The sequence below is a fragment of the Streptomyces sp. KL109B genome (assembly GCF_030766935.1).
GTDB lineage: Bacteria > Actinomycetota > Actinomycetes > Streptomycetales > Streptomycetaceae > Streptomyces.
The window spans coordinates 145,755-170,040 of sequence record NZ_JASERL010000016.1 but is presented as its reverse complement, the minus strand read 5'-3'; the positions used below and the strand labels follow the sequence as shown (position 1 = coordinate 170,040).

The following is a 24,286-nucleotide window of genomic DNA, read 5'->3' as shown; positions in this document are numbered from 1 at the left end:
CCGCATGGCCGCGTCAGTACGTGGGTGAACCGGTGGTGGCTCCGCTCGTCGGGGTCACCACCTCGCACGTGACCGCGTACGAGACGTAGTTGGACGTCGCCGCCACCGGGGAGCGCACCTCGACGCCGATCTGGTCGCGCAGCGTCTCACCCTCCTTGTAGTGCGTCTGCGTGGTCGTGACCGTGCGCGCCTTGTTCGCCGCGCCCTTGGGGACGATCAGCGTCTTCCAGCCCGGGTCCGATGCCTCGCCGTTCTTCACCACCCACCGGTACCGCACGGAGGCGGGCACGCGCCCCACTGTGATCGTCGCGGCGAAGGCCGGGGCCGCCGCGGCGGGTGGCGGGCACGGGCCCGAGTAACTGCCGCGCACCGCACGCACGTTGACGCGCACGGACTGGGCCGGAGTGGTGGTGTGGCCGCCGCCACCGTTGTCCCCTCCGTTGCCGCTGGTGGTCGTGGAGCCGCCGGAGCCGCCGCTGCCCCCGTCGTTCCCGCCGGTGGATCCGCCGCCCCCGTTGTCGTTCCCGCCGCTGCCGCCGTTCCCGCCACCCGTGGAGTTTCCGCCGCTCCCGCCGCCGGACGTGCCCCCGCCGTTGTTCGACGTCCCGTTCGGGTTGTTGTCGTCGCGGTTGAGGAGGGCGTACGTGAGTCCGCCGATGGCGAGGAGGAGGGCGACGATGCCCGCGATCACGGCGGCGGAGGCGCGGCGCGGATAGTGGGGGCCGGGTTCGGCGGTGACCGGGGTGGTGGTAGCGGTCGAGGGCATGCCCATCGGGACAGGGCTCGGGGGTGGCGTGGCCGCTGCGGACTGCTGTGAGGTGACCGTCGGCGCCGAGGCCAGCGGCGACGCCTGCACCGGGTCCGCGCGCAGGGTGCCGCCCGAGCCGACGATGCGCAGGTCCCGCTCGGCGTCGGCGACCGGGGTCCGCTCGGCCGGATCCTTGCGCAGCAGCCCCTCGATGATCGGCGCCAGCGGACCGGCGGAACGCGGCGGCGGCAACTCCTCGTCCACGATGGCCCGCAGCGTGCTCAACGGGGTGTCCTGCCGGAACGGCGAGTGCCCCTCCACGGACGCGTACAGCAGCACACCCAGCGACCACAGGTCCGACTCCGGGCCCGGCGTGCGCCCCAACGCCCGCTCGGGGGCGAGGAATTCGGGCGAGCCGATCACCTCGCCCGTCATGGTGAGCGCCGACGTCCCCTCGACCATGGCGATGCCGAAGTCGGTGAGCACCACCCTGCCGTCGTTCGACAGGAGTACGTTGCCGGGCTTCACGTCGCGGTGCAGCACGCCCGCTTCGTGGGCGGCGCGCAGCGCGGCGAGCACCTCGGCGCCGATGTGCGCGGCGCGCTGCGGGGGCATCGGGCCCTCCGCGTCCAGCTGCTCGGCGAGCGAGACGCCACGCACCAACTCCATGACGACCCAAGGCCGTTGCTCGTCGGTGGCGACGTCGTACACCGTCACGACGTTGCGGTGCGTGACCCGCGCCGAGGCCCACGCCTCCCGCTCCAGGCGCGCGTACATCCGCTGCACCTCTGCCTCCGGGAGCCCCGCGGGCGCGCGTACCTCCTTCACGGCGACCTCGCGGCCCAGCACCTCGTCGCGGGCCCGCCACACGGTGCCCATGCCGCCCTCACCGAGCGGGTCGAGCAGCCGGTACCGTCCGGCGACCACACGCTCCACCACGGGTGCCCCCAATGTCGTGGCTGCGAGACAAGTACGAACAAAAGTAGCTCAGCCGAGTGCGGTTGCCGCCCCCCTGAACAGCAATCCGCAGCCGAGCACCACCACGACGAAGGCCGAACCGAACGGCACCGCGCGGCTCAGACCACGGCGTACGAGCGCGCCGAGCGGGCCGCCGCGTCCGGGGCGCGGCAGCTCCGCGAGCGCCCGCGCGATCCGGCCGCCGATCCGCACCACCGTGAAGCCGACCGCGGTGAGGGTGAGCGCGAGCCCGGCCCCGTAACCGAACACGAGCAGCAGCCCGAACCACGCCTTGCCGAGCGCGGCGGCGCCGACGAGCACGACGACGGCGGACGGGCTGGGCACGAGGCCCCCGGCGAAACCGAGGAACAGGGTGCCGCGGAGGGTGGGTTGGGGCGCGGGGTGGGTGTGCGGGTGGCCGTGCGGGTGGGTGTGGCCGTGCGGGTGTGGGTGCCCGTGCCCGTGGTCGTGTCCGTGTGCATGGGCTTGTGTCGCCTTCCGGTACCGCCATGCCCTGCGCAGCAGGCCCACCCCCGCCGCCGTCACCAGCACGCCGCTCGCCAGGCCCAGCCAGGCGATCACGGAGGGCGTGGCCGCGGAGCCCGCCGTGACGAGGATGCCCAGGGCGATCACGCCGAGGGTGTGGGTGACCGTCACGGATGCCGCGAGCGGCAGTACGTCACGGAGGCGGGCCCGGCTGCGGGCCGCGGCGGCCGCCGCCATCAGGGTCTTCCCGTGGCCGGGCGCGAGCGCGTGCAGCGCGCCGAGGACGAGGGCGAAGCCGAGCGCCAACGCGGCGAATCCCGGGGTGAGTTCGTGCCGCGATACGAGGCCGCCCAGCGCCTCGGTCCAGCGGTCGGCGCCGCGCGGCAGGATCTCGGAGCCGTTCGGGCGCCCAGGGGCGGCCCCGGCCGAGCTCCCGCTCTCGACCGGGGCCGCGGGGCCGCCCGGCACGGCCGTGACCGTGGCGGCGGCCCGCTCGGGGGGCGAGGACAGCAGGTCCTTCGGGTAGCGGGTCAGGCGGGCGGAGGTCGACGTGGTGGGCACGTTCGAGTCGGTCAGGGTCCGGCGGTCGCCGCGCGCCGTGATCTCGCGCCAGCCGGGCCCCTTGGCGACGCCGGTACGCAGTTCGACGCGCGCCCTCTCGCCGCGTGGCAGCGGCGCGGTGAACGCGCACTCCACGCGGAGCGTCTTCAGGCCGGCCTGGCCGGGGCGCAGCACAGCATCGGCAGCGCCCGACTTGAGCTCCGTGCGGTGCCCGTCGACCGTGACCCGGGCCTGCCGCGCGGCGCCGGCGCACCGCTCCCGCGCCCACCGCGCCCGCCCCCGCTCGTCGAGTTCGGGCCGCACCTGCTGCGTCGGGATCTCCGCGAGGTCCTCCACGTGGTCGACGCGCAGGGCGCCGGGGCGCAGGAGCAACCCGTCGTAGTGGTTGACGGTGAAGTTGCCGAGGGGGTGCGCGGCGGCCGGTGGGGACGAGGTCAGCAGGAGGCCCGCCGTTGCGGCGCCCAGTACCGCGGGCACCGCCGCGTACCGCTTCCAGCGGTTCGTCTTCCAGCGGTTCGTCTTCCAGCGGTTCGTCTTCCGGCGGTTCATCGGGAGGCCCCCTCGCCGGTCGGCTTCGCCAGCGCCGCCCGCGCCGCCTTCGCGCCCAGCGGCGAGAAGCCGGGGTTGCGGTCCAGCGCCTCGCGCAGCAGCGCGCGGCCCTCGGAGCGGTCGCCGACGGAGAGTTCGAGCACGCCCCGGTGGTAGAGGAACGAGGCCTCGCCGAAGCCGGTCGCCGTGGCCCGGCGCGCGTACGGCAGCGCCTCCTTGTCGCGGCCGTTGGCGTGCAGCGCCCAGGCGAGCGCGTCGGCCGTGTGCACGGTGTGCCGGCGCCGCCACTCGGCGCGCGCCGCCTTCAGGCCCGCCGCGCGGTCGCCGTGCTCGGCCGACGCGAGCGCCGTGTCGAGGTCGACGTCGACGCCGCCCGCGCGCGTGAGCCGCAGCCAGGTGCCGACGAGGGCGTACTGGCGCTTCGCCGCCCTGGTGTCGCCCCGTGCCTCGTACAGCTCGCCGAGTTCGACCAGGGCCGTCGGCAGCGGGGCGCGCTCGACGACCGTCTTCAGGTCGCGGATCGCGCCCGCCGTGTCGCCGCTCGCGGCCCGCGCCCTGCCGCGGCCTTCAAGGGCGGCGACGGCGTTCGGGTCGGCGCGCAGGGCCGTCGCGTAGTGGCGCAGGGAGGTCTTGTACGCGCCCTGGCGCCAGGCGAGTTGGCCGAGGGCGGTGGCCACGTACGAGACGTCGCCGGGGGCGGTGGCGCTGGTGAGGGCGCGGGTGAGGACCTTGCGGGCGGTCGTGGCGTCGCCGCGCAGCTCATGAACGTAAGAGAAACGCGTGAAGGCCGGGATGCCGGGGCGGCGGGAGTCCGCGGTCTCGGCGGCCTTCAACGCGCTTTTGTAGTGGCCGAGTTCGACGAGGGCGTCGACGCGGAGGGCGAGCGCGGCCTCGCTGTAGGGGTTCACGGCGAGGGCCTCGCGGGTGAGGCGGAGCGCGCCGTGGAAGTCGTGGCGGGCCGAGGCGAGGGCGGCCCGGCCGGCGAGGGCGGGGTCGTTGGCGGGGCGGAGTTCGAGGGAGCGGGTCAGGGCGCGTTCGGCCTGGGGGTAGCGGGACGGGTCGGCGTTCACCCGGGCCTGTTCGACGTAGGCCGTGCCGAGGGACGCCCAGGACGCGTAGTCCTTGGGCCGGGCCTCCAGGTGGCGTTGCAGTTCCTTGACGCCGCGGTCGAGGTCGCCGGAGGCGAGCCGGGCCGGGGCCGGGTTCGGGACGGTTCCCGTGGTCGCGGGCTTCGGCGGGGAGTCGTCCTCGGCGATCAGGTTGCCCGCGGTGACGGCGAGGGCGAGCGCGGCGCCGAGCGCGAGCAGCCGCCCGAACGCCGCCGCCCCGAATGCCGCCGCCCCGATCCGCTTGCGCTCGATCCTCTTGCCCGCGGTCTTCTTGCCCTGGGTCTTCTTGCCGGACAAGACCTGCATGCGCGCTCCTGGGAGGTGTGGACGAGTGGTCGGCGCGGCCCGCGGTGGAGAGGGTCGGGCACGCGGGCCGCGCCGGTCGGTGGGGTGTGACAGGTGCCGGGCCGGGCTCAGCCGGAGAACGGCGGTCCGAAGTTCGCGCGCCGCCTGCTCCGGCCGCGCCACCACACGAACCCGGTGCCGATCAGCAGGAATCCGGCGCCGGCCGCCGCGAGGGAGGCCGTCAGGAGCGTGTTGTCGTCGCCGCCCGAGTTGGAGGACACCGCGTTGCCGGTGAGCTGGTCGCGGACCTCGGTGTCGCTCTGCGACTTGCTCTTGGCGAGCGGCCCGCGCGACCCTGACGTGGGCAGCGCCACGTACGGGAACGAGGACTCGAACTTCTTGTCGTTGGCGTCGACGGCGTCGCCCAGGTCGTTCTTCTTGCCGAGGAGTTCGCCCTCGACGACCTGGAGCTCGGCGTCCACGATGTCGTCGGAGAGCCGACGGCCGTTCGGGAAGCCCGCCTTGTCGCCCTCAAGGACACCGAGCCGCTTCGGGGAATCCGTCGGCGGGATCGACGTGTTGAGGCGCAGCATCTCCGAAGGGCGCACGCCCGGCGGCTGGTTGAGCCCCTTCACACCCTTCAGGAAGACGTCCACCAGGTCGTTGCGCGGGGTCTTCGGGGCCTTGATCTTGTAGATCGACTCGATCAGCTTGGGCAGCTCGGGCTCCGTCACGAACGGCAGGAACTGGCTGTCGTTCCACGGCGCCGACGCGTTGAACCTGTCCTTCACCTTCTGCGGGTTCACGACCTCGTTGACCAGCGGGCTGCCGAGCCGCGAGACCTGCTTCCAGTCGCCCTGCGCGTCCTTGCGCTGGGTCGTCGACCACACGCCGATCGTCGGCTGGTCCTTCGACTCCGTGAGGAACGCGGTGGGGATCTGGAGGGCGACCGTGTTCACGTTGTAGCCCTTGAGGGTGTCCCGGCCTACCTCGGAGAGGTTCCCGCCGTACAGCAGGTCGAAGACGCGCAGGTCGAGGAAGAACGGGTCGTCGGCCTGGCCCACGTACGAGGTGACGCCGCCGCCGATCTTCTTCACCGCCTGGTCGCGCAGCTTCCGGTAGTCGGGCATCGACGCCTTGCCGACGTTCGACGGCGCGACCGGCTGGTCGTCGGCGATCTTCGACTTGGAGACGATCTTCTGGTCCTTGAGGCGCAGCAGATCGATGTCGTAGGTCTGCGTGACGTTCAGGTTCGGATCGTCGAGGCTCTTCACCGGGCCGGTGTTGTAGAGGAACGTGTTGCCGTTCTTCGTCTGGGTGTTGAACGTCCACCGGTAGAGCAGATCGCCCTGCGCGTCGCCGTCGCTGTCGACGTGGATGTCGTACTGGGCGTCCTCCGGGAACGGGTAGAAGTTCGGCCCGCCCGCCGGCTCCTCGAAGGGGATCCAGTTCGCCACGAGGGTCGTGGTGTCCGGCTTGTCGGGGCTCACGAACGCGTACACGTCCGTGTTGTCGTACTGGGGCTGCCCCGAGATCAGCGGGGCCTCGCGGTGGCTTGAGGCGTCCGCCCGTTGCGGGCCGAACCCCGGCGCGCCCGCGGCCGCGAGGCCGCCGGCGGCCAGGGCGCCGCACACCAGGAGCGCCATCGTTGCCGAAGCCCGCCGGGGCTTCGCTGGCAGAGAGGTCATGGGTCCGTCCGTCCTCACGCGGTCCGTGCACGAAGTGCGGTTGACGCCAAGCCATTCGGCGCGCCGGTCCCGGCGGATTGGTCTCCCGCCGATCGGGTGCCGATCGGTTGGGTGCCGCGCCCCCGCTCGCCCGTACTTCTCGGCGAAAGTTCGCGCCGCCCCCGATCCGGACCGGGTCCGGCCGCGAACGACGTAGTGGGGGCGGCGCGGCAGCGGGCCGCGCCGCCGACGGGAGGGGAACAGCCGATGCGGGTGGACAAGTTGCTGCCGCTGGTCGGGCAGGGCGACGTGCGGGCGTACGAGGAGCTGTACGAGACGGTGTCGGGCTCGGTGTACGGGCTCGTGCTCCGGGTCCTGCGCGACCCCGCCCAGTCCGAGGAGGTCACCCAGGAGGTGTTCCTCGAACTGTGGCGGGACGCCGCCCGCTTCGACCCGCGCCGCGGCACCGCCATGGCCTGGGTGCTCACCCACGCCCACCGCAGAGCGGTCGACCGGGTGCGGCAGGCCCGCGCCGCCCGGGAGCGCGAGGAGCGGGCCGCGAGCCGCTGGCACCGCACCGCCTTCGACGAGGTCGCCGAGCAGGTCGAGACGAACCTGGACCGCGAGTGGGTGCGCCGCTGCCTCGAAGGCCTCACCGAACTCCAGCGCCGCTCCGTCACCCTCGCCTACTACGAGGGCTACACCTACCGGGAGGTCGCGCAGCACCTCTCCGTGCCGCTAGGCACGGTCAAGACGCGGATGCGCGACGGGCTGACCCGGCTGCGCGCCTGCCTGGGGGACGCCGCATGAAGCGCCGGATCCCGTTCACCGACCGCCTGCCGCTGGGAGACAACCGGCACTCCCTCGTGGCGCCCTACGCCCTCGATGCCCTCGACGACCGCGAACGCGCCCGCTTCGAGCGGCACTTGAAGCGCTGCGAGACCTGCGCCGACGAGGTGCGCGCGCTGACGGAGAGCTCCGTGCGGCTCGCCTGCTCGGCCGCCGTCGCACCGCCCGCCGAACTGCGCGAGCGGGTGCTGGCCGCCGTACGCGTCACCGAGCAGGTCCCCGCGAGGGAGGCGGCCGACGCGGCGGACCGGCCGCGCGCCGCGCCACGCGCGCGTGGACTGCTGATTCCGCTCGGCGCGGCCACCGGGGCCGCCGCGCTCACCGTGGCCGCGCTCTTCGCCGTACAGCTGGACCGCGCCTCTGACCGGCTCGACGAGCAGCGGGCCGCCGCGCGGGAGGTGACGCGGGTGCTCGCGGCGCCGGACGCGCAGGGCGTGCGCGCGGACGGGCTCAACGTGGTCGCGTCGGCGGAGCGCGGCAGCGCGGTGATCACTGTCACAGGTCTCGAAGCGCCGCCCGCGGGACGGGTGCACCAGTTGTGGCTCATGGAGCCCGCCGCGCCGCCGCGCTCCCTCGGCCTGGTGCCCGACGGCGGCTCCGACACGCCCGTGGTGGCCACCGGCTTGACTCCTGACGCCTCCTCACTCGCTGTCACGACCGAGCCGAAGGGCGGCTCGAAGCGGCCGACAAGCACCCCACTTGTCCAACTCGCCCTGGAATCCGTCGGATTCGGAGAGTGAGCGGCTTCGTGTCGTCAACCTCCTTACGGGGGAGGTGAATACTGCTACCGGGATACACGAGTGTCGGGCGGGGGCGATAGGGTTAACCTGCCCGGGCCGGGTGCCCTCGTACGGGTGGGGAGTGACATGGAACAGATAACAGTGCGCAGCAGGCCACGTGTGCCTGCGATCACCTGCGGGAACAGTGCGACCAGTTCGCGTCTCGACCGCCATCTCTCGGTGCTCGGCGGCCCTGCCGTCCCGCAGCGCGAGACGGTCGAGGCGACGTCGCTGATGCGCGAGCTGACCACGCGGGACACGGCGCACGAGCGCAGCGGCAGTCGCGCACGAGTGCGGAGGGTCTCGCTCTTCGCGCCTCTGCGGCGGCTTCGTCGCTCGCTCTTCGGCGGCCACTAGCGACAAGGCCACCAGGCCGCCCCAGCAAGAGACAGGGCCCGCATCGCCCCTCCACGCCGTCCGGCGTTCCGCTGTGCACATCAGCGACCGTCATCCCCACGGCAAGTGGCGGACGCTCCGGCAAGGAGGGCGATGCGGGCCTTTGTCGTGCGTGGTTGACGAGGCAACCTCCAGGGTTCAGTGTGGCGCGTGATCGTCGTTGCCCGGTACAGCTACACCCGCCTCACCCCCCGGAGGTACGCGTGTGTGACCTGCACGACCACCACGAGCACGAGACGCCGCAGAACACGTCAGGACCGCGGATCAGCAGACGCCGCATCGTGCAGATGCTCGGCGCCGCCGGAGTGACCACCGCCGCGATGACCGCGCAGGCCGACCCGGCGATGGCCGCCGCCGCGGACGCCCCCGAAGCGATCGGCGCCGCGTACGAACCCCCTGAGGGCCTCGCCAAGGACAGCCCCGCCAAGTCCGCCGCCCTCGACTGGATCGGCGCCAACAGCTCCCGTATCACCGGCCTGAACGAGGAGATCTGGGAACACGCCGAGCTGTCGCTGCGCGAGTGGAACTCCTCGCTCGCCGAGGCCGGATTCCTCGAACGGGCCGGATTCGACGTGAAGTTCGGCACCGCCGGCTTCCCCACCGCGTTCACCGCCACCTACTCGTACGGCAGCGGCGGCCCGACCCTCGGCTTCAGTGGCGAGTACGACGCGCTGCCCGGCCTCTCCCAGAGCAAGGGCGTCGGCCACCACGACCCGCGCGAGTACATCCACGACCCCTTCACCCCGAGCTACGGACCGGGCCACGGCTGTGGGCACAGCGCCCTCGGCACCGCCGCGGCGGCCGCTGCCGCCGCCGTCGCCCAGGCCGCGAAGCAGCACAAGCTGCCCGTCACCGTGAAGTTCTTCGGCTCCACCGCCGAGGAGACCCTGATCGGCAAGACGTACGCGGTCAGCAAGGGCGTGTACGAGGGTCTGGACGCCTTCCTCGACTGGCACCCCTCCACCGCCAACGCCACTGGCTGGGGCACCACGAACGCCATGACCGCCGTGACCTTCACGTTCCTCGGCGTGGCCGGACACGGCGGCACTCCGCTCGGCAACAAGTCGGCGCTGGACGCCGCCGTGATGATGGCGACGATGTCGGAGTTCCTGCGCGAGGAGAACATGGCGCCGTCCGCCCGGCTGCACTGGGTGATCAACAACGGCGGCGACATTCCGAACGTGACACCCGAGATCGCGGAGATCAGTTACTACGTGCGCGAAGGCAGCACCGAGCGCGTCCAGGTGCTGCTCGACAAGGTGATCGCGATCTCGGAGGCGGCGGCGCAGGCATCGCAGACGAAGGTGCGCCACCGGATCACGTCGGCCTGCTGGAACCAGTTGCCGTCCCGCTCCTTCGCGGAGCTGCTGCACGACAACATGCGGCAGATCGGGCCGCCGAAGTTCACGGACGAGGCCCAGGCGCTGGCGAAGGAGCTGCAGAAGTCGCTCGGGCTTCCCGAGGCCGGCATGCACGACAAGATCGGTGAACTCAAGCCGCCCGACCCGGTGTTCCTCGGCGGCGGCTCCACCGATGTCGCCGACATCAGCTGGAACGTGCCGACCGTGTCGATGGGCGCCGCGCTCGCCCCCATCGGCGGCAAGTTCCACACCTGGTCCACCGCCGCCTGCGCCGCCGCCGCGCCAGGACAGGCCGCGGTGCTCGCCGCCGCGAAGTACCTCGCGGCCACGGCGGTCGACCTGATCACCCAGCCGGAGCGGCTCAAGGCGATCAAGGACGAGTTCAAGGACCGTACGAAGGACGTCGAGTGGAAGACGGCGATCCCGGACGGCTATGAGCCGCCCATGTACGAGCCGCCGGAGTGGTTCCTGAAGAAGACCGGGCAGAAGTGGCCGCCGAGCAACATCACGTGGCCGCCGAAGCGGGTCGTGTCCCAGGAGAAGTTCTCCTCGCTCGGCCCTGAGCTGGAACCGCAGAAGTAGCCGCTACGTGGGGTGTGTTCACCGTCCGCCGCGCGCGTAGCGGCGGACGGCGAGCGGCACGCACACCGCGAGCAGCACCGCGCACCACGCGAGCGAGCCCGCCACGGGGTGCGTCACCGGCCACGCCGCGTCGTGCGGCACCGGCGCGTTGCCGAACAGGTCGCGCACGGCGGTGGCGACGGCGCTGATCGGGTTCCACTCGGCGAGCGTGCGCACCCAGCCGGGCATCCCGTCGGTGGGGATGTACGCGTTCGACAGCAGCGGCAGCATGAACGTGGCGCTGCCCAGCTGGCCCGCCGCCTCCTCGCTCTGCGAGGCGAGCCCGAACAGGATGCCGACCCAGGTCGTCGCGAACCGGAAGAGCAGCAGCAGCCCGAACGCGCCGAGCGCGCCCGGCAGTCCACCCTCGATCCGCCAGCCCATCGCGAGCCCCACGAGGATCAGCGGGACGAGCCCGACCGCCGTCGTCAGCAGATCGGCGGCGGCCTGCCCGAGCGGCACCGCGACCCGGCTCATCGGCATGGTCCGGAACCGGTCCATCACGCCCCGGTGCGAGTCCTGGGCGGCGCCGAACATCCCGGTCATGATGCCGCCCGCGGCGGTCGCGACCAGCATGCCCGGCACCAGGAACGCCCGGTAGTCGCTGCCCGGCATGGCGAGCGCGGAGCCGAAGACGTAGCCGAAGAACAACAGGAAGACGATCGGCATCGTCTGCGTCATGACCAGGATCGCCGGGGCGTGCCGGACGCGCTGGAGGTGGCGGCCGAGCATGGCCGTGCCGTCGTAGAGGATGGCGGTGCTCATGCGGCGGCCTCCGGGGTCTCGGTGGTGATCGGGTGCGTGCGGGGGTGGCGGCGGCCGGGAGCGGCGGGCGCGTCGTGGCGGAGGGCGGCGCTCACGCGGCGATCTCCTCGGAGTCGGTGGGGGCGGTGACGGTGAGGCGCAGGAACACCTCGTCGAGGGTGGGCGGGCGCAGGGTCGCGTCGAGCAACGGGACGCCGGACGCGTCGAGTTCGCGGACGACCCGGGGCAGAGTGACGGCCGGGTCGAGGACGACGGCGCCGACGGTGCGGCGGTCCGCATCCAACTGTGGCCTGGAGCCCGTGAGTTGGTCGAGGACGACGGCGGCGGCGTGCAGCGCCTGCTCGCCCGCCTCCTCCGCGACGACGACCTCCGCGTAGTGGCCGATCTGCGCCTTCAGCTCGGCGGGCGTGCCGGTGTGGGCGGCGCGGCCCCCGTCGACGAGGACGATGTCGTCGGCGAGCTGGTCGGCCTCCTCCAGGTACTGCGTGGTGAGGACGACGGTCGTGCCCTGGCGGGACAGCTCGCGCACGGCCTCCCAGATGCCATTGCGGCTGTGCGGGTCGAGCCCCGTCGTCGGCTCGTCGAGGAAGAGCACGGCGGGCGGCGTGATGAGGCTCGCGGCCAGGTCGAGGCGGCGCCGCATGCCGCCGGAGTAGGTGCGGGCCGGGCGGTCGGCGGCGTCGGTCAGCTCGAAGCGTTCGACCAGCTCGTCGGCGCGGGCACGGGCGCGGGGCGCGCGCAGCAGGCGGGCGAAGAGCCGCAGGTTCTCGCGGCCCGTGAGGTCGCCGTCGACCGAGGCGTACTGGCCGGTGACGCCGATGCGGCGGCGCACGGCCTGCGGGTCGGCGGTGATGTCGTGCCCGGCGACGCGGGCGGTGCCGGCGTCGGGGCGGAGCAGGGTCGTGAGCAGCCGGACGGCGGTCGTCTTGCCGGCCCCGTTCGGCCCGAGCAGGCCGCAGACCGTGCCCTCGCGGACGGCGAGATCCAGACCGCGTACGGCGTGCACGGCCTTCGGGCCACTGCCGAAGCGCTTCTCCAGACCCTCACTAAGTACAGCGTACGTAGAAGTCATGGCCCCACCGTAACCCACTACGTACGGCGTACGTAACTAGGATGGTGCGCGAGGTGATGATCAATGGCGGGCCGAGCGGCCGAACCCGAAGTGATCTGGGCGCGCCCCGAGCGCGCCGGGCGGGGGCCGAGGCCCGCGCACAGCAGGGCCGACATCGCGGCGACGGCGGTGCGCGTCGCCGACGCCGAGGGCATCGACGCGGTGTCCATGCGGAAGATCGCCGGTGAGCTGGGCATGGGCACGATGTCGCTGTACAACTACGTGCCGCGCAAGGAGGACCTGTACGAGCTGATGGTCGACGCCGTCAGCGCCGAGTACGAGTTCCCCGAGCCGAGCGGGGACTGGCGGGCGGATCTGCTCGGCCTCGCCCGGCAGGGGCGGGCTGTGATGCACCGGCACCCTTGGCTGCCGGGCCTGATGTCACCGGTCTACGGCTTCAGCCCGAACGCGCTGGCGTACCTGGAGTACTGCCTGGCCTGCCTCGATCCGCTCGACCTGCCGTACGGCACGAAGATGGAGCTGGTCGCGGCGGTGACGAGTGTGGTCACGACGTACGTCGCCAACGAGATCGCCACGGCCGAGCGGACCCGGTCGCTGCCGTGGACCGCGGAGCGGGAACGGGCGGTGCGGGCCGCGCACTTGGGCAAGGAGCTGGCCTCGGGCCGGTACGCGCGGCTCGCGGCGGCGTTCGCGGAGGAAGCGGGCCCGGTCGACCCGGAGGCGGTGTTTGAGCGGGCGGTGCGGCGGACGCTGGAGGGGTTCGCGGCGCAGTGACACCCCATCCCGGAAAAGTGTCGCAGTTATACGTACAACTGCGACACTTTTCCGGGATGGGGTGTCATGGTGGCGCTGGTGGTCGCGTCACAGGATCGCGAACTGGCCGCCGGGTCCCTCCTCTTGGTGGTCCAGGACGGAGGCCGGGCGGTAGGCCGTGTCCGGGACGGGCAGGATGTGGGCCTGCTCCAGGGTCTTCGTGGTGAGCGGGTCGGCGAGGGCGGACGCGCGCAACTCGTCTTGTCGGGGCCGGAGTTCCGCGAGCAGTGTGAGGACCGTGACCAGTTCGAGCAGCTGTGACGTCCACGGCTGAGGCCACGCCTTCGGGCGGATGGCCGCGAGGGTGCCGGGTTCGGCGGGCGTGGTGCGGCGCGCGAACCACTGTTCCAGGACGCCGACTCCGCTGACGCGGAAGTCCCAGGCCGCCGCCGGGACCGGGGACACGCGTCCGTCGCCGATGAGGAGGGCCTCCTCGTCGCGGTCGTAGGTGATCTCCGTGGGGCGGGCCGGGAGCGGGGCGCGTACGTAGGGGCGGCGGCCACCGGGGAGCTTGGGGCGTTCGCCGTCGCGGCGCTCCAACCGCAGGACGCGGCGGCCGAGTTCCACGCCGTGGGCCCACACGTCGGCGTCGTCCGGCAGCGGAACGCGGACGTCGGGGGAACCGGCGCGGGCGCCGACCGCCAGAATCCACGCGAACAGGTCGGCGGCCGTGACCTCTTGGTCGTAGCTGCCGGAGAGGTGGGTGAGCAGGCCCGGCGCCACGTTCGGCTCCGCGCCGCCGGGGCGGCGGTACAGCGGGCGGATGCGGCCGGGGCGGCCCGCGGGGGAGCGGCCCTCGGGGAGGGCGGCGGAGGCGAGGAGGGCGGGGCCGCCGGCGTCGGGCACGTACCCCTGTTCCACGAGGAAGAGTTGGCGCTCGTCCGCCACCCGCCACAACTCGGGGCGTGCCGCGTCCAGGAGGCGCTGGTCCGGGATGAGCCACTGCTCGTCGAACGGGCCGTGCAGGAGGGGGACGGGGGCCGGGCAGGGGCCGGAGGCGTGGGCGAGAGGTTCGGTGCCGGTGCGTTGGCCGGGGAGTTGGGCGGTGGGGGTGTGGAGGGTGCGGGTGCGGGTGGGTTCGAGGAGGGTGGCGCGGTCGGCCTGGTCCGCGCGTACGAACGCGTCCCAGCGGGCCTTCAGGGATGGGGCGTCCGGGGCGATGGGCCAGGTGCGGCCTGTGCGGAGCGGGGGCGCGGACCACGGCATGAGGTCTGCGAGGCGCGGCGCTTCGCTGAGCTGGTCGTTGGTCACGCCCGGCATCGTATGCCGCGCCTCCCCTCATGTCCTCGGCCCCAGTCGGTTACAGCCCCGGGGCCCTGCCCCGGCCCCCGAGCCTCAAACGCCGGCGGGGCTGGATGGGGCCGCCGGTCCCCGTGCGTTACGGCCCCGGGGCTCTGCCCCGGCCCCCGCGCCTCAAACGCCGGCGGGGCTGGATGGGGCCTGTCGGCCCCCGCGCCTCAAACGCCGGCGGGGCTGGGGTGGGGTCGGTATTTCAAGCCCCTGCGGCGATTGAGCAGCGGGGTCCGGGGCGGAGCCCCGGGAGCGTAACCACGGTGCCGGGGGGGAGGGTCAATCCGCGTCCAGGGTGACCGTGAAGGAGAAGCGGTCGCCGCGGTAGTGGATGACGGCTACGTCGAGGACTCGGCCTTCCTCGTCGTACGTGATGCCCGTGTAGTGGAGGATCGGGCTGAGGAGGGGGACTTCGAGGAGGCGGGAGGTCTCCGGGTCGGCCAACCGCGCCTGGACGGAGTCCGTGATGCGGCTGATGCGGACCCCGACCACATCCCGCAGCACCTTCGTCATCGGCCACCGCTCCAGGTCCGCGAGGTCCACCCGCGCCCCCAGATCCGGCCGGAGGTAGTTGCGGGCGTGGTTCGTGGGTTCGCCGGTCTTCTCGTCGGCGCGCAGCCGGTGGTACGAGGGGACCGTCGCCGCCCCCGGGAAGTGCTCGGCGAAGGCCACCGGCACCGGCACCGTGCCGTGGTTGAGGAGCCGCGTCGTCATGCCGGACTGCTGCGCGACGATCGCGTCGACCGACCCCAACAGGCGGACCGGCGCGCCCTGCTGGGCATCCGGCTCGATGAACGTGCCCCGCCGCCGGTGCCGCGTGATGAGCCCCTCGTCCTCCAGTTCCTTCAGAGCCTGACGCATGGTGAGGACCGAGACCCCGTAATGGCCCGCGAGCTGTTCCTCGGTGGGCAGGCGCAGCGGGTCCTGCGGCGCTCTCCCGAGTATCGAGGCGCGCAGGGACTGCGACACCTGATACCAGAGCGGCAATTTGCGGTTCAGGACGATCGAGTCCGGGGCGAATGACGTCACGGGTTATCCGTACCGGTCGTGGGGGGAGTGGTGCAATGCGGCGGAGGCCAGGACGCCACGGCCCTATCCGCGGAAGTGGCGTTCCAGGCCGCGCCACACGTCGTCGTAGCCGCGCTGCAGATGCCCGGCCGTCGCCGCGTGCGGGGCGAGCGTGACGGGCCAGCGCGTCTCGAACATGAACGCCAGACCGTCGTCCACCTTCTGCGGCTTCAGCTCCGCCGCGCTCGCCTTGTCGAACGTGTCCCGGTCCGGGCCGTGCGCCGACATCATGTTGTGCAGCGAGCCGCCGCCGGGGACGAAGCCCTCGGCCTTCGCGTCGTACGCCCCCTCGATGAGCCCCATGTACTCGCTCATCACGTTCCGGTGGAAGTACGGCGGCCGGAACGTGTCCTCGCCCACCAGCCAGCGCGGCGCGAACACGACGAAGTCGACGCCCGCGAGCCCCGGGGTGTCGGACGGAGACGTCAGCACCGTGAAGATGGACGGGTCCGGGTGGTCGTACGAGATGGTGCCGATGACGTTGAAGCGGCGCAGGTCGTACACGTACGGGACGTGATTGCCGTGCCAGGCGACGACGTCGAGCGGGGAGTGGTCGTAGACGGCCGACCAGAGGTTGCCGCAGAACTTGTTGACCACCTCGACCGGCCGGGCGGCGTCATCGGGGGCATCCTCGTACGCGGCGACCGGGGCCCTGAAGTCCCTCGCGTTCGCGAGGCCGTTGGCGCCGATCGGGCCCAGGTCGGGGAGGCGGAACGGGGCGCCGTAGTTCTCGCACACGTACCCGCGCGCGGAGTCGTCGAGCAATTCCACGCGGAAGCGGACCCCGCGCGGGATCAGCGCGACCTCGTTCGGCTCGACCGCGAGCAGCCCGAACTCGGTGCGCAGCAGCAGCCCGCCCCGCTCGGGCACGATCAGCAGCTCGCCGTCCGCGTCGCTGAACACCCGGTCCGTCATGGGGGAGTTGGCGTGGTAGAGGTGCACGGCCATGCCGCTGCGCTGCGTCGCGTCGCCGTTCCCGCCGAGCGTCCACAGGCCCGCCAGCCAGTCCGTGCCCGGCGCGGGCTCGGGCAGCGGGTTCCAGCGGCGCCGGTTGGGGTCGGGGACGGTCTCGGTGAACGGGGCCGAGCGCACCGAACCGTTGTCGACACGCGTGAACTCCGGGTGCGCCGCCGACGGGCGGATCCGGTACAGCCACGAACGGCGGTTGTGCGCCCGGGGTTCGGTGAACGCGGCGCCGCTGAGCTGCTCCGCGTAGAGGCCGAGCGGTGCGCGCTGCGGCGAATTGCGCCCCTCGGGCAGGGCCCCCGGCACGGCTTCGGAACCGTGCTCGTTCCCGAACCCCGACAGATAGTCGAGATTCTGTGCCGTCTTGCGTGCGTCCCCGCTCATCGTGGCCCCGCTCATCATCGCTCCCTCGTCAATGATTCCTATGTATCACCGTAGGATTCGGGGGTGGTCCGCGCAAGACCACCAGGACCCGCGACCTTCCTCCCCGCGGGGGATCCGCCGACGTGAACCGTCCTCTACCGTCCGTGACATGCCCAGGATCCCGAGGCTCCGCGCGCTCGCCGCCGCACTGCTGACGTGCGCGCTCCTCGCGGGTGGCGCCGGCTGCGGGGGCGGCGACGGCGACGGCGGGCCGCGGCACGTCGGCGAGGTCCTCGACCGCACCGACTCCGAGGGCCACCACTACCGCCGGATCCCCGAGAAGGGCGCGCCCGAGGTCGGCCTGATCGTGAAGCCCGTGACGGGCCCGGCGGGCGGCTGGGACGTCCGGATCTGGGTGCGCCGCTTCCGCCTCAGCCCCGAAGGCACCCCGGCCCGCGCCGTGCACGGCCGCGGCTACGCCCTGCTCTACCTCGACGGCCGCCGCATCGCCCGTCTGCGCGCCGTCGACCACCGCATCCCCGGCAGCCGCCTCAGCCGCGGCACCCACCACCTCACCGCCCGCCTCTACGCCGACGACCACACAGTGTGGGCGGTCGCTGAAGACCCTGTGGAGGCCACGGCGGACCTGACCGCGTCCCCATAGGCGAACCCGAGGGCTGCCCTAGGCTGACGGGCATGGCCCATCCAACGTCCCTGCGCCGCACCCCCGTTCAGCGGCGCAGCGCCGAGCGTCTGACCCGGATCCTCGACGCCTGCGCCGACCTCCTCGACGAGACGGGCTACGACGAGCTGAGCACCCGCGCCGTCGCCCAGCGCGCCGAGGTGCCCATCGGCTCGGTCTACCGCTTCTTCGGCAACAAGCGGGCCCTCGTCGACGCGCTGGCGCAGCGGAACCTGGAGCGGTACGTGCGGCGGGTCACCGTCCACCTCAAGGACGTGCCCGCCGGTGACTGGCGGGCCGCGATGGATGCGATCCTCGACGAATACCTGGCCATGAAGCGCACGGCGCCCGGCTTCTCCCTCGTCGACTTCGGCACCCAACTCCCCGTCGGCGCCCCGGAGGCCGAGCCCAACCACCGTGTCGCCGACACCCTCACGGAGCTGCTCGCCCCGCACCTCGACCGCACCCCGGACGCGACGCTGCGCCGCACGTTCCTGGTCGCCGTCGAGTCCGCCGACGCGCTCGTACGGCTCGCGTTCCGCATCGACCCGGTGCGCGGCGACGCGGCGATCATCGCCGAGGTGCGCAAGCTGCTGCGCGCCTACCTGGCCGACGTACTCGATTGACCGACGTGCTCGACTGACCGATGTACTCGACTGACCGATCGTCGGCCGAACGGCGCCCATGGCCTGGCCCGTTGTTATGGTGATCTCACTCGGGAACGGGCATGGACGGGCATGAACCTGCGGGTACGGGGGGCGCATGACACGCGTGGTGTGCATTCACGGGATCGGTCAACAGCACTCCGGTGAGCGGCAGTTGCACGCCGCATGGCATCCCGCGCTCGTCGACGGACTCACCCGCGCCGCCGATCCGTCCCCCGCCGACCCGCTCCCCGCCACCGATCTCACCTGCGTCTTCTACGGCGACCTGTTCCGCCCGCCCGGCCGCCCCCTCGGCATCCAGGACCCGCCCCGCACCGCCGCCGACGTCGCCGAAGGACTGGAGACCGAACTGCTCCTGGAGTGGTGGGCGGAGGCCGCCCGCACCGACCCCGCCGTCGTGTCGCCCGACGCCCGCACCCTCGCCCGCACACCCCGCACCGTCCAGCGCGCCCTGAACGCGCTCAGCCGCTCCCGGTTCTTCGCCGGACTCGCGATGCGCGCGCTCGTCCTCGACCTCCAGCAGGTCCGCGCCTACCTCACCGACCCGGACGTGCACGCCAAGGTGCGGCGCCGCGTCGAGGCCGCCGTCACCGACGACGCCCGCATGGTCGTCGCCCACTCCCTGGGCAGCGTCGTCGCGTACGAGGCGCTGTGCGCGCACCCCGAGTGGCCGGTCCGCTCCCTGCTGACGCTCGGCTCGCCGCTCGGGATCCGTAACCTCGTCTTCGAGCGGCTGCGGGTCGGCGAGGGCGGCAAGCCGGGGGACTGGCCGGGCGGTCTGGAGCGGTGGACCAACATCGCCGACGTCGGGGACGTCGTGGCGCTGGCCAAGGACCTGCGCCCGCTGTTCGGCGACCGGGTGCGCGGCCACCTCGTCGACAACGGCGCGAAGGCGCACGACGTGGCGCGCTACCTGTGCACGGCGGAGGCGGGCGAGGCGGTGCGGGAGGGGTGGCGTGACGGCTGAGCGGCCCGCCGACCCCACGGAGCCGCGGCGCTTCCTGCTGGCGGCGGCGGTCACCGACGTGTACGCCCACCCCGAGGACGCCCGCCCCGAACTCGCCGACGACGTCCGGCGGATGGAGAAGCTCTTCCTCGACGAGCTCGGCTTCGAGCGCGGCGCCGAACTGCCCGCCAACCCGACCAGGCAGGAACTCGAAAGCGGCATCCGGGCGTTCGCCATGCACCCGGACCGCGGACCCGACGACTACGTCGTCCTCTACCTCGCCTGCCACGGCGTGGTCCCCGAGTACAGCGGCGAGCACTACCTGCTGCTCGCCGACAGCGACGACGCCGACCTGCTGGGCACCGCGCTGCCCGCCGACCGCCTCGTGGCCCACCTCTGGGAGGGCACCGCCATCGAACGGGTCCTCGTCGTCCTCGACACCTGCTACGCGGAGACCGGCACCGACGCCGCCGCCCGCGGCGCCCTCGACGTGCGCCGAGGACGCGTGGCCGGCACCGGGCACGGCAGCACCGGCCTCGTCCTCGTCGCGTCGGCCCGGCACACGGAGCAGGCGCAGGCGGGCGACCTGTCCAAGGCCTTCGTCCGGGCGGTGCACGACCTCGCCACGGCCGGGAACGCCCCCGCGCACATCGCCATCGGCGACGTCATGGACGCCATCGACCGGGACCCCGGAGCCGCGCCCTCGCAGCGCGTCACGTGGGGCCTGCTCCAGGGGTCGGGAAGGATCCCGGACTTCCTGCCGAACCCCCGCCACGTACCGGGCGCCGCCGACAGCCGGATCGACGACATCCAGCGGAGGAGCGACCTGAGGGCCCGTGAGAAGCGGGCCAGGGAACAGGAGTTGCGCACCTTCTTCGCGCCCCGCGCCCGCGGCACCGACGTCGCCACCGAAGACGTCTGGAACTTCACGGGCCGGCACACCGCTCTCGGCGACCTCACCTCCTGGCTCGGCCCCGGCCGGGCCGAGGAGCGGCTGTGCGTGGTGACCGGGCTGCCAGGCTCGGGCAAGTCCGCGCTCCTGGGCCTCGTCGCCGTCCTCTCCGACCCCGCGCGGCGCGACTCGGTGCCCACGGAAGGACTGCCCGAGGCCCTGCCCGAGGTGGGGGCCGTCACCGTGGCGGTCGACGCGAGCCACAAGACGCGGCGGCAGATCCTCGACGCCATCTCCGCGGGCGCCGGTGGCGCGGCCGGATCCCTCGGCGAGCTCGCCGCGCACCTCCAGACCCGCACCGACTCCCTGGTGGTCCTCGTCGACTCCCTCGACGAGGCCCTCGACCCCGATGAGATCGTCGACGAACTCCTCGCCCCGCTCGTCGACCCGGCCCGCCGCCTCCCGCTGCGCCTCCTCGTCGGCGGGCGCCCGCACATCGCCCGCAGATTCCCCGACGCGGCGCGCTTCGTCGACCTCGACGACGACCGGTACGCCGACCCGGCCGCCGTGCGCGCCTACATCCGCACCCTGCTGGGCGACCGCGACTCGGTCCTGAAGGGCGCCGACCCGCAACGCGTCGACGCCATCGCGGACGCCGTCGCCGAGAGCGCGGGCCTGTCGTTCCTCGTCGCCCTGATCACCTCCCGCACCATCGCCCGCGGGCCCGGCATCCCCGACCCGTACGACGCCGAGTGGCGCGCCGCGCTGCCGCGCTTCCCCGGCCCGGCCATGGAACGCGACCTCGCGGGCCGCCTCGGGCCGCTCGCCGACAAGGCCCGCGACCTGCTGCTCCCGCTCGCCTTCGCGCAGGGCGCCGGACTTCCCTGGGCAGGCATCTGGCCCCGCCTCGCCTCCGCGCTCGCCGGCACCGAGTACACCACCGAGGACGTGGTGTGGCTGCGCGCGGAAGCCGGCTCGTACTTCGTGGAGGCCGTCGAGGACGGCGGCTCCGTGTACCGCGTGTACCACCGCGCCCTCATCGAGCACCTGCGGGAAGGCCGGGACGAACGGGCCGTGCAACGCACGGTGAGCGAGGTCCTGAGCGACGTACAACACGCTTACGTACGGCGCTACTTGGCGCTGCACGCGGCCGAGGGCGGCGTACTCGACCCGCTCCTCGACGACGCCGGATTCGTCCTCGGCTCGGCCCCGGGACCGCTCCTCGCGGCGCTGCCACGGGCCCGTACGACGCAGGGCCGCCGAGCCGCACAGGCCGTCCGCGACATGGAGACCGAACTGCGGGACGTCGACGGCACCGGCGCCACCGACCCCGAACTCCGCGCCCGGCTTCGGCTCGCCGCGGTCTGCCGCAAGGCGGACACCCTCGCCCGCTCCTGCGACGCGGGCGCGCAGCCGCAGCCGCTGCCGTGGCGGGCGCGGTGGGCGGCGTGGAACCCGCAGGAGGGGCCGTGGTGGTACGAGGGGATGGCGGGGCGGCCGGAGGTGGGGGTGGTGATACTGGTGGCGGGCGGGCGCGGCGCCATGTACTTCGAGCTGCGCGCCGGTGCGGAGACGCGGGCGTGGATGGATCTGGAGTCGGGTGAGTGGCGGGATCTGGGCGGCGTTCCGGACGGCGTGCAGGGACGTACGCTGGTGTCGCCCGGTCAACTTCCCCTTTCGGTCGCCGCTTTGGCGCACGAGCAGAACTGGGAGGGCGGCCTCGACCCGGAGGTCAGGCACGTGCGCCTGCTGCACATGCGAGGGATCCACCGCTGGACGTGGGAGCTCGCGGCGCAGCCGGACTTCGACCCGGAGGCCGGGCTCAGGCCGCTGCGGCAGGCGCGAGCCGTGCAGGTGACGGGTGGCATCGAGGCGGCCGAGGGGTCGTTGGTGCCCGCCCACGCCTACCTGCACTTCCCTCAAGGAACCGTCCTGGTCTACGAGTTGCACGAGCGGGAGACCGACGACCGCGGCAGGCTGACCCGATCCCAGGTGCGCCGTCTCGGCCACGAGACCGCCTTGCGCTTCATGAACCAACAGGACCGCCACCCGAGCACCTTCGTCGGAGCCTTCGGCATCCACCGACTGTCCCTCGACGACGCCCGCGTCACCGCCTGCCTCGCCCCCGCAGGACTCCGCGGCGAGGCCCTCATCGGCTACGAGGACGGCACCGTCGCCCGGGTCGTGGGCGCCGACGCCACGGTCCGCGTCACCACCGGACACACCACCGCGGTCACCGCGCTCGCCGCGATCCCCGGGCACGCGCAGGGCCCGCTCGTCGTCGCGGCGGCCGAGGACGGCAGCGTCCGCCTGGCCTCCCTGCGCACGGGCGAACCCGTACGCACCCTGCTCACGGGTGTCGGCCGCGTCGCCGACCTCGCCGTGAGCCGCACGGAGCGGCAGTGGATCGTCGCCGTCGCCACCACCGGCGGCCAACTGCACCGCCTGGACGCCGACAGCGGACGCCCGCTCGGCCTGCCGCAGCGCATCGACACCGGCGATACCACCCGGCTCGCCACGTTCACGCTCGGCAGCACGCGCTGTGTCTCGGTGCAGGGCGACACCCACGGCCTCCAGCTGTACGACCTCGTGACCGGCGACCAGGTCGGCGGTCAGCGGGAGCGGCACGAGGCGAGCGCGCTGTGCGCCCTGGACGGCGGCACGGTCTGCGTCGGCGGCACGGACGGCGTACTGCGCCTGTGGCCGACCCCGTACGCGGCGGACGTGGTGAGCGTCAACGCACACGAGGGCCCCGTCCTCGCGGTCGGCGAGGTCCACGGCCCCGACGGCGCCCGCGCCCTGGTCAGCGTCGGCGAGGACCACGACATCCGCTGCTGGGACCCGGTGACGCCGCGCGAACTGTGGCACCACCCGGCCCCCGACCGGCCGCCCTGGGAGGTGCCGCTCATCGCGTGCGCGGCCGTGGGGGACGACTACGTGGCCACCGGCGAGCACGGCGGCGACGTGCGCGTCCTGGAGCTGCGCCACGGACTCCGGTACCGGGAGCGGCAGTTCACCGTCCCGTACCCGGAGCGGGTGACCGCGCTGGGTGCGGGGCGGGCCCGTGGTCGCGCCGTCGTCGTGGCCGGGACCGACACCGGACGCCTGCTGTGCTGGGACGTCGCGGCGGGCCACGCGGCCGGGGCGAGCGCGGCGACCGGCACCGAAGTGACCGCCCTGGCCTGCGACGGCTCCGGCCGGCTCGCGGTCGGCGACGAGTCGGGCGGCGTACAGGAGTGGGCGCTGCCCGAACTGCGCCCGCTGTGGGAGCGGCGTGCCGCGCACGGCTTGGCGGTGGAGGCGCTCGCCGTAGCGGACGGCGGGCCGGTGAGCGCGGGCCGGGGCGGCGACGTCGTCACGGCGGACGGCGTCCGGCGCCGCATGCCGCGCGTGATCACCGCTGCCGCCGCGGACGCGACCGGGCCCTTGGGCGCGGACACGGAGGGCCGGGTGTGGCGGCTCGACGGCGCCGAAGGCGCGGCGCCGGAAGAGGCGCTGGACGCGCCGCGCCCGGTGTCCGCGCTCGCCGTGCTGCCGGGCGGGGCGGTCGCGGTGGGCGGCCCCGACGGCACGGTCGTGATGCGGGACGCCGACGACGGCACGCCAACCGGCCGACTGCGCCCGCTGTGCGAGAGCGGGGTGCGTGAACTCGCTTGGGACCCGGGCCTGTTGACGGGGGCCGGGCTTTTCGCGCGCAGCCGGTGGGGCCTCGTCGAACGCTGGGACGTGACGCCGGACGGGCGGATCGACGCGACGCTCGGCACCCCGGATTACGAAACCCTGGCCGACCACGAGGGGTGGCTCGCGCGGCGCGAGGGGGACCGGGCGGACGGCGCGGTCTGGGAGTTCGAGCGCTCCGGTGCCGGGTATCGGCTCCGGGACCACCCCGCCCGATGGCATCTGCCCATGCGCCGCGAAGTACTGGACGTGTTCCCGGTCCCCGGGACGGGCCACTTCCTCGTGGTCGACCCGAAGAGCGGCCTGCTGCGCTACGACACCGCGGAGCTGCGCCGCTGGCTGTACCCGGACCGGCCGCGGGGCACCGGCCGCAAGACCGTCATCCTGCGGCCGGTCGAGACCCACGAGCCCCCGCTGCGGCGCCCGACGCACGCCACGCCGCTGCCCGGCACCGGCCTCGGCGCCCTGGCCGCCGGTGACACGGTGTCGCTCATCGGCCTCGCCGACGTCGAGGAGCGCCACCGGATCGCGCTCCCGGCCCCCTGCACCGCCCTCGCCTCCGGCCCCCGCGGTGAACTCGCCGTCGGCACCCGGGGCGGCCTCCTCCTCTTCGACCGGCTCTAATACCTGGCCTGTGACCTGGAGTTTTGCGCTTATTGCTCACGCGTCAACATCTTGTTAACGCTTGATCGGCCCACCTAACGTCTCGCTGGCTGCC

The 24,286-nt window shown here is 73.4% G+C and carries 18 protein-coding genes; 9 read left to right on the top strand and 9 right to left on the bottom strand.

Translation table 11 applies throughout. The annotated features are described in order from the left end of the window. Positions 1 to 13: 13 nt before the first annotated feature. From RBJ65_RS38025 to RBJ65_RS38010, 4 genes are all read right to left on the bottom strand, one after another. Positions 14 to 1,675, bottom strand: a complete 1,662-nt coding sequence (locus RBJ65_RS38025; protein WP_306332199.1) for a serine/threonine-protein kinase — start codon at positions 1,673 to 1,675, stop codon at positions 14 to 16. 60 nt (positions 1,676 to 1,735) lie between these two features. After that, positions 1,736 to 3,301, bottom strand: coding sequence for a nickel transporter (locus tag RBJ65_RS38020; RefSeq protein WP_306319352.1), 1,566 nt, complete (start codon positions 3,299 to 3,301; stop codon positions 1,736 to 1,738). Continuing rightward, positions 3,298 to 4,716, bottom strand: coding sequence for a lipopolysaccharide assembly protein LapB (locus RBJ65_RS38015; protein WP_306319351.1), 1,419 nt, complete (start codon positions 4,714 to 4,716; stop codon positions 3,298 to 3,300). Before RBJ65_RS38015 ends, RBJ65_RS38020 begins: the two co-directional genes overlap by 4 nt. A gap of 107 nt (positions 4,717 to 4,823) precedes the next feature. After that, positions 4,824 to 6,383, bottom strand: coding sequence for a DUF4331 domain-containing protein (locus RBJ65_RS38010; protein ID WP_306319350.1), 1,560 nt, complete (start codon positions 6,381 to 6,383; stop codon positions 4,824 to 4,826). A gap of 246 nt (positions 6,384 to 6,629) precedes the next feature. On the opposite strand from RBJ65_RS38010, the gene sigK reads away from it, so the two are divergent. The 4 genes from sigK to RBJ65_RS37990 all read left to right on the top strand — a co-directional run bounded on the left by sigK (position 6,630) and on the right by RBJ65_RS37990 (position 10,329). Continuing rightward, positions 6,630 to 7,172 carry an ECF RNA polymerase sigma factor SigK gene (gene sigK / locus RBJ65_RS38005; protein WP_306319349.1) on the top strand — a complete coding sequence of 181 codons (543 nt, stop codon included), beginning with the start codon at positions 6,630 to 6,632 and terminating at the stop codon, positions 7,170 to 7,172. Beyond that, positions 7,169 to 7,951, top strand: coding sequence for an anti-sigma factor (locus RBJ65_RS38000; RefSeq protein WP_306319348.1), 783 nt, complete (start codon positions 7,169 to 7,171; stop codon positions 7,949 to 7,951). The genes sigK and RBJ65_RS38000 overlap by 4 nt, the downstream gene beginning before the upstream one ends. Before the next feature lie 126 nt (positions 7,952 to 8,077). Further along, positions 8,078 to 8,347, top strand: a complete 270-nt coding sequence (locus RBJ65_RS37995) for a hypothetical protein (protein WP_306319347.1) — start codon at positions 8,078 to 8,080, stop codon at positions 8,345 to 8,347. Between the two features lie 242 nt (positions 8,348 to 8,589). Next, positions 8,590 to 10,329 (top strand): amidohydrolase, encoded by a 1,740-nt coding sequence (locus RBJ65_RS37990; protein WP_306319346.1) that lies wholly within the window; start codon positions 8,590 to 8,592, stop codon positions 10,327 to 10,329. A gap of 18 nt (positions 10,330 to 10,347) precedes the next feature. Here RBJ65_RS37990 and RBJ65_RS37985 read toward each other — a convergent pair whose 3' ends face one another. Together RBJ65_RS37985 and RBJ65_RS37980 are read right to left on the bottom strand one after the other, a co-directional pair. Then, complete coding sequence (locus RBJ65_RS37985; RefSeq protein ID WP_306319345.1) at positions 10,348 to 11,133, bottom strand: ABC transporter permease; 786 nt, start codon at positions 11,131 to 11,133, stop codon at positions 10,348 to 10,350. Between the two features lie 91 nt (positions 11,134 to 11,224). After that, entirely contained in the window at positions 11,225 to 12,205 is a 981-nt protein-coding gene (locus RBJ65_RS37980) for an ATP-binding cassette domain-containing protein (protein ID WP_306319344.1), read from the bottom strand. Between the two features lie 63 nt (positions 12,206 to 12,268). Here RBJ65_RS37980 and RBJ65_RS37975 point away from each other — a divergent pair, with 63 nt between their 5' ends. Beyond that, on the top strand, positions 12,269 to 12,979 hold the full coding sequence (locus tag RBJ65_RS37975) for a TetR/AcrR family transcriptional regulator (protein WP_306319343.1): 711 nt from the start codon (positions 12,269 to 12,271) through the stop codon (positions 12,977 to 12,979). An 87-nt stretch (positions 12,980 to 13,066) separates the two neighbouring features. Here the strand turns inward: RBJ65_RS37975 and RBJ65_RS37970 are convergent, their stop codons facing one another. The 3 genes from RBJ65_RS37970 to hmgA all read right to left on the bottom strand — a co-directional run bounded on the left by RBJ65_RS37970 (position 13,067) and on the right by hmgA (position 16,726). Next, positions 13,067 to 14,278: a type ISP restriction/modification enzyme gene (locus tag RBJ65_RS37970; RefSeq protein WP_306319342.1), complete on the bottom strand. Its 1,212-nt coding sequence runs from the start codon at positions 14,276 to 14,278 to the stop codon at positions 13,067 to 13,069. A 309-nt stretch (positions 14,279 to 14,587) separates the two neighbouring features. Next, positions 14,588 to 15,337 carry a GntR family transcriptional regulator gene (locus RBJ65_RS37965; protein WP_306319341.1) on the bottom strand — a complete coding sequence of 250 codons (750 nt, stop codon included), beginning with the start codon at positions 15,335 to 15,337 and terminating at the stop codon, positions 14,588 to 14,590. 63 nt (positions 15,338 to 15,400) lie between these two features. Then, positions 15,401 to 16,726: a homogentisate 1,2-dioxygenase gene (hmgA, locus tag RBJ65_RS37960; protein WP_306319340.1), complete on the bottom strand. Its 1,326-nt coding sequence runs from the start codon at positions 16,724 to 16,726 to the stop codon at positions 15,401 to 15,403. A 148-nt stretch (positions 16,727 to 16,874) separates the two neighbouring features. On the opposite strand from hmgA, the gene RBJ65_RS37955 reads away from it, so the two are divergent. From RBJ65_RS37955 to RBJ65_RS37940, 4 genes are all read left to right on the top strand, one after another. Further along, complete coding sequence (locus RBJ65_RS37955; protein WP_306319339.1) at positions 16,875 to 17,369, top strand: hypothetical protein; 495 nt, start codon at positions 16,875 to 16,877, stop codon at positions 17,367 to 17,369. Positions 17,370 to 17,401: 32 nt separating this feature from the next. After that, a complete protein-coding gene (locus RBJ65_RS37950; protein WP_306319338.1) occupies positions 17,402 to 18,013 on the top strand; it encodes a TetR/AcrR family transcriptional regulator in 612 nt (203 codons plus the stop codon). A 136-nt stretch (positions 18,014 to 18,149) separates the two neighbouring features. Then, positions 18,150 to 19,019 carry a hypothetical protein gene (locus RBJ65_RS37945; protein ID WP_306319337.1) on the top strand — a complete coding sequence of 290 codons (870 nt, stop codon included), beginning with the start codon at positions 18,150 to 18,152 and terminating at the stop codon, positions 19,017 to 19,019. Then, positions 19,009 to 24,192 carry a caspase family protein gene (locus RBJ65_RS37940; RefSeq protein ID WP_306319336.1) on the top strand — a complete coding sequence of 1,728 codons (5,184 nt, stop codon included), beginning with the start codon at positions 19,009 to 19,011 and terminating at the stop codon, positions 24,190 to 24,192. The genes RBJ65_RS37945 and RBJ65_RS37940 overlap by 11 nt, the downstream gene beginning before the upstream one ends. Positions 24,193 to 24,286 lie beyond the last annotated feature (94 nt).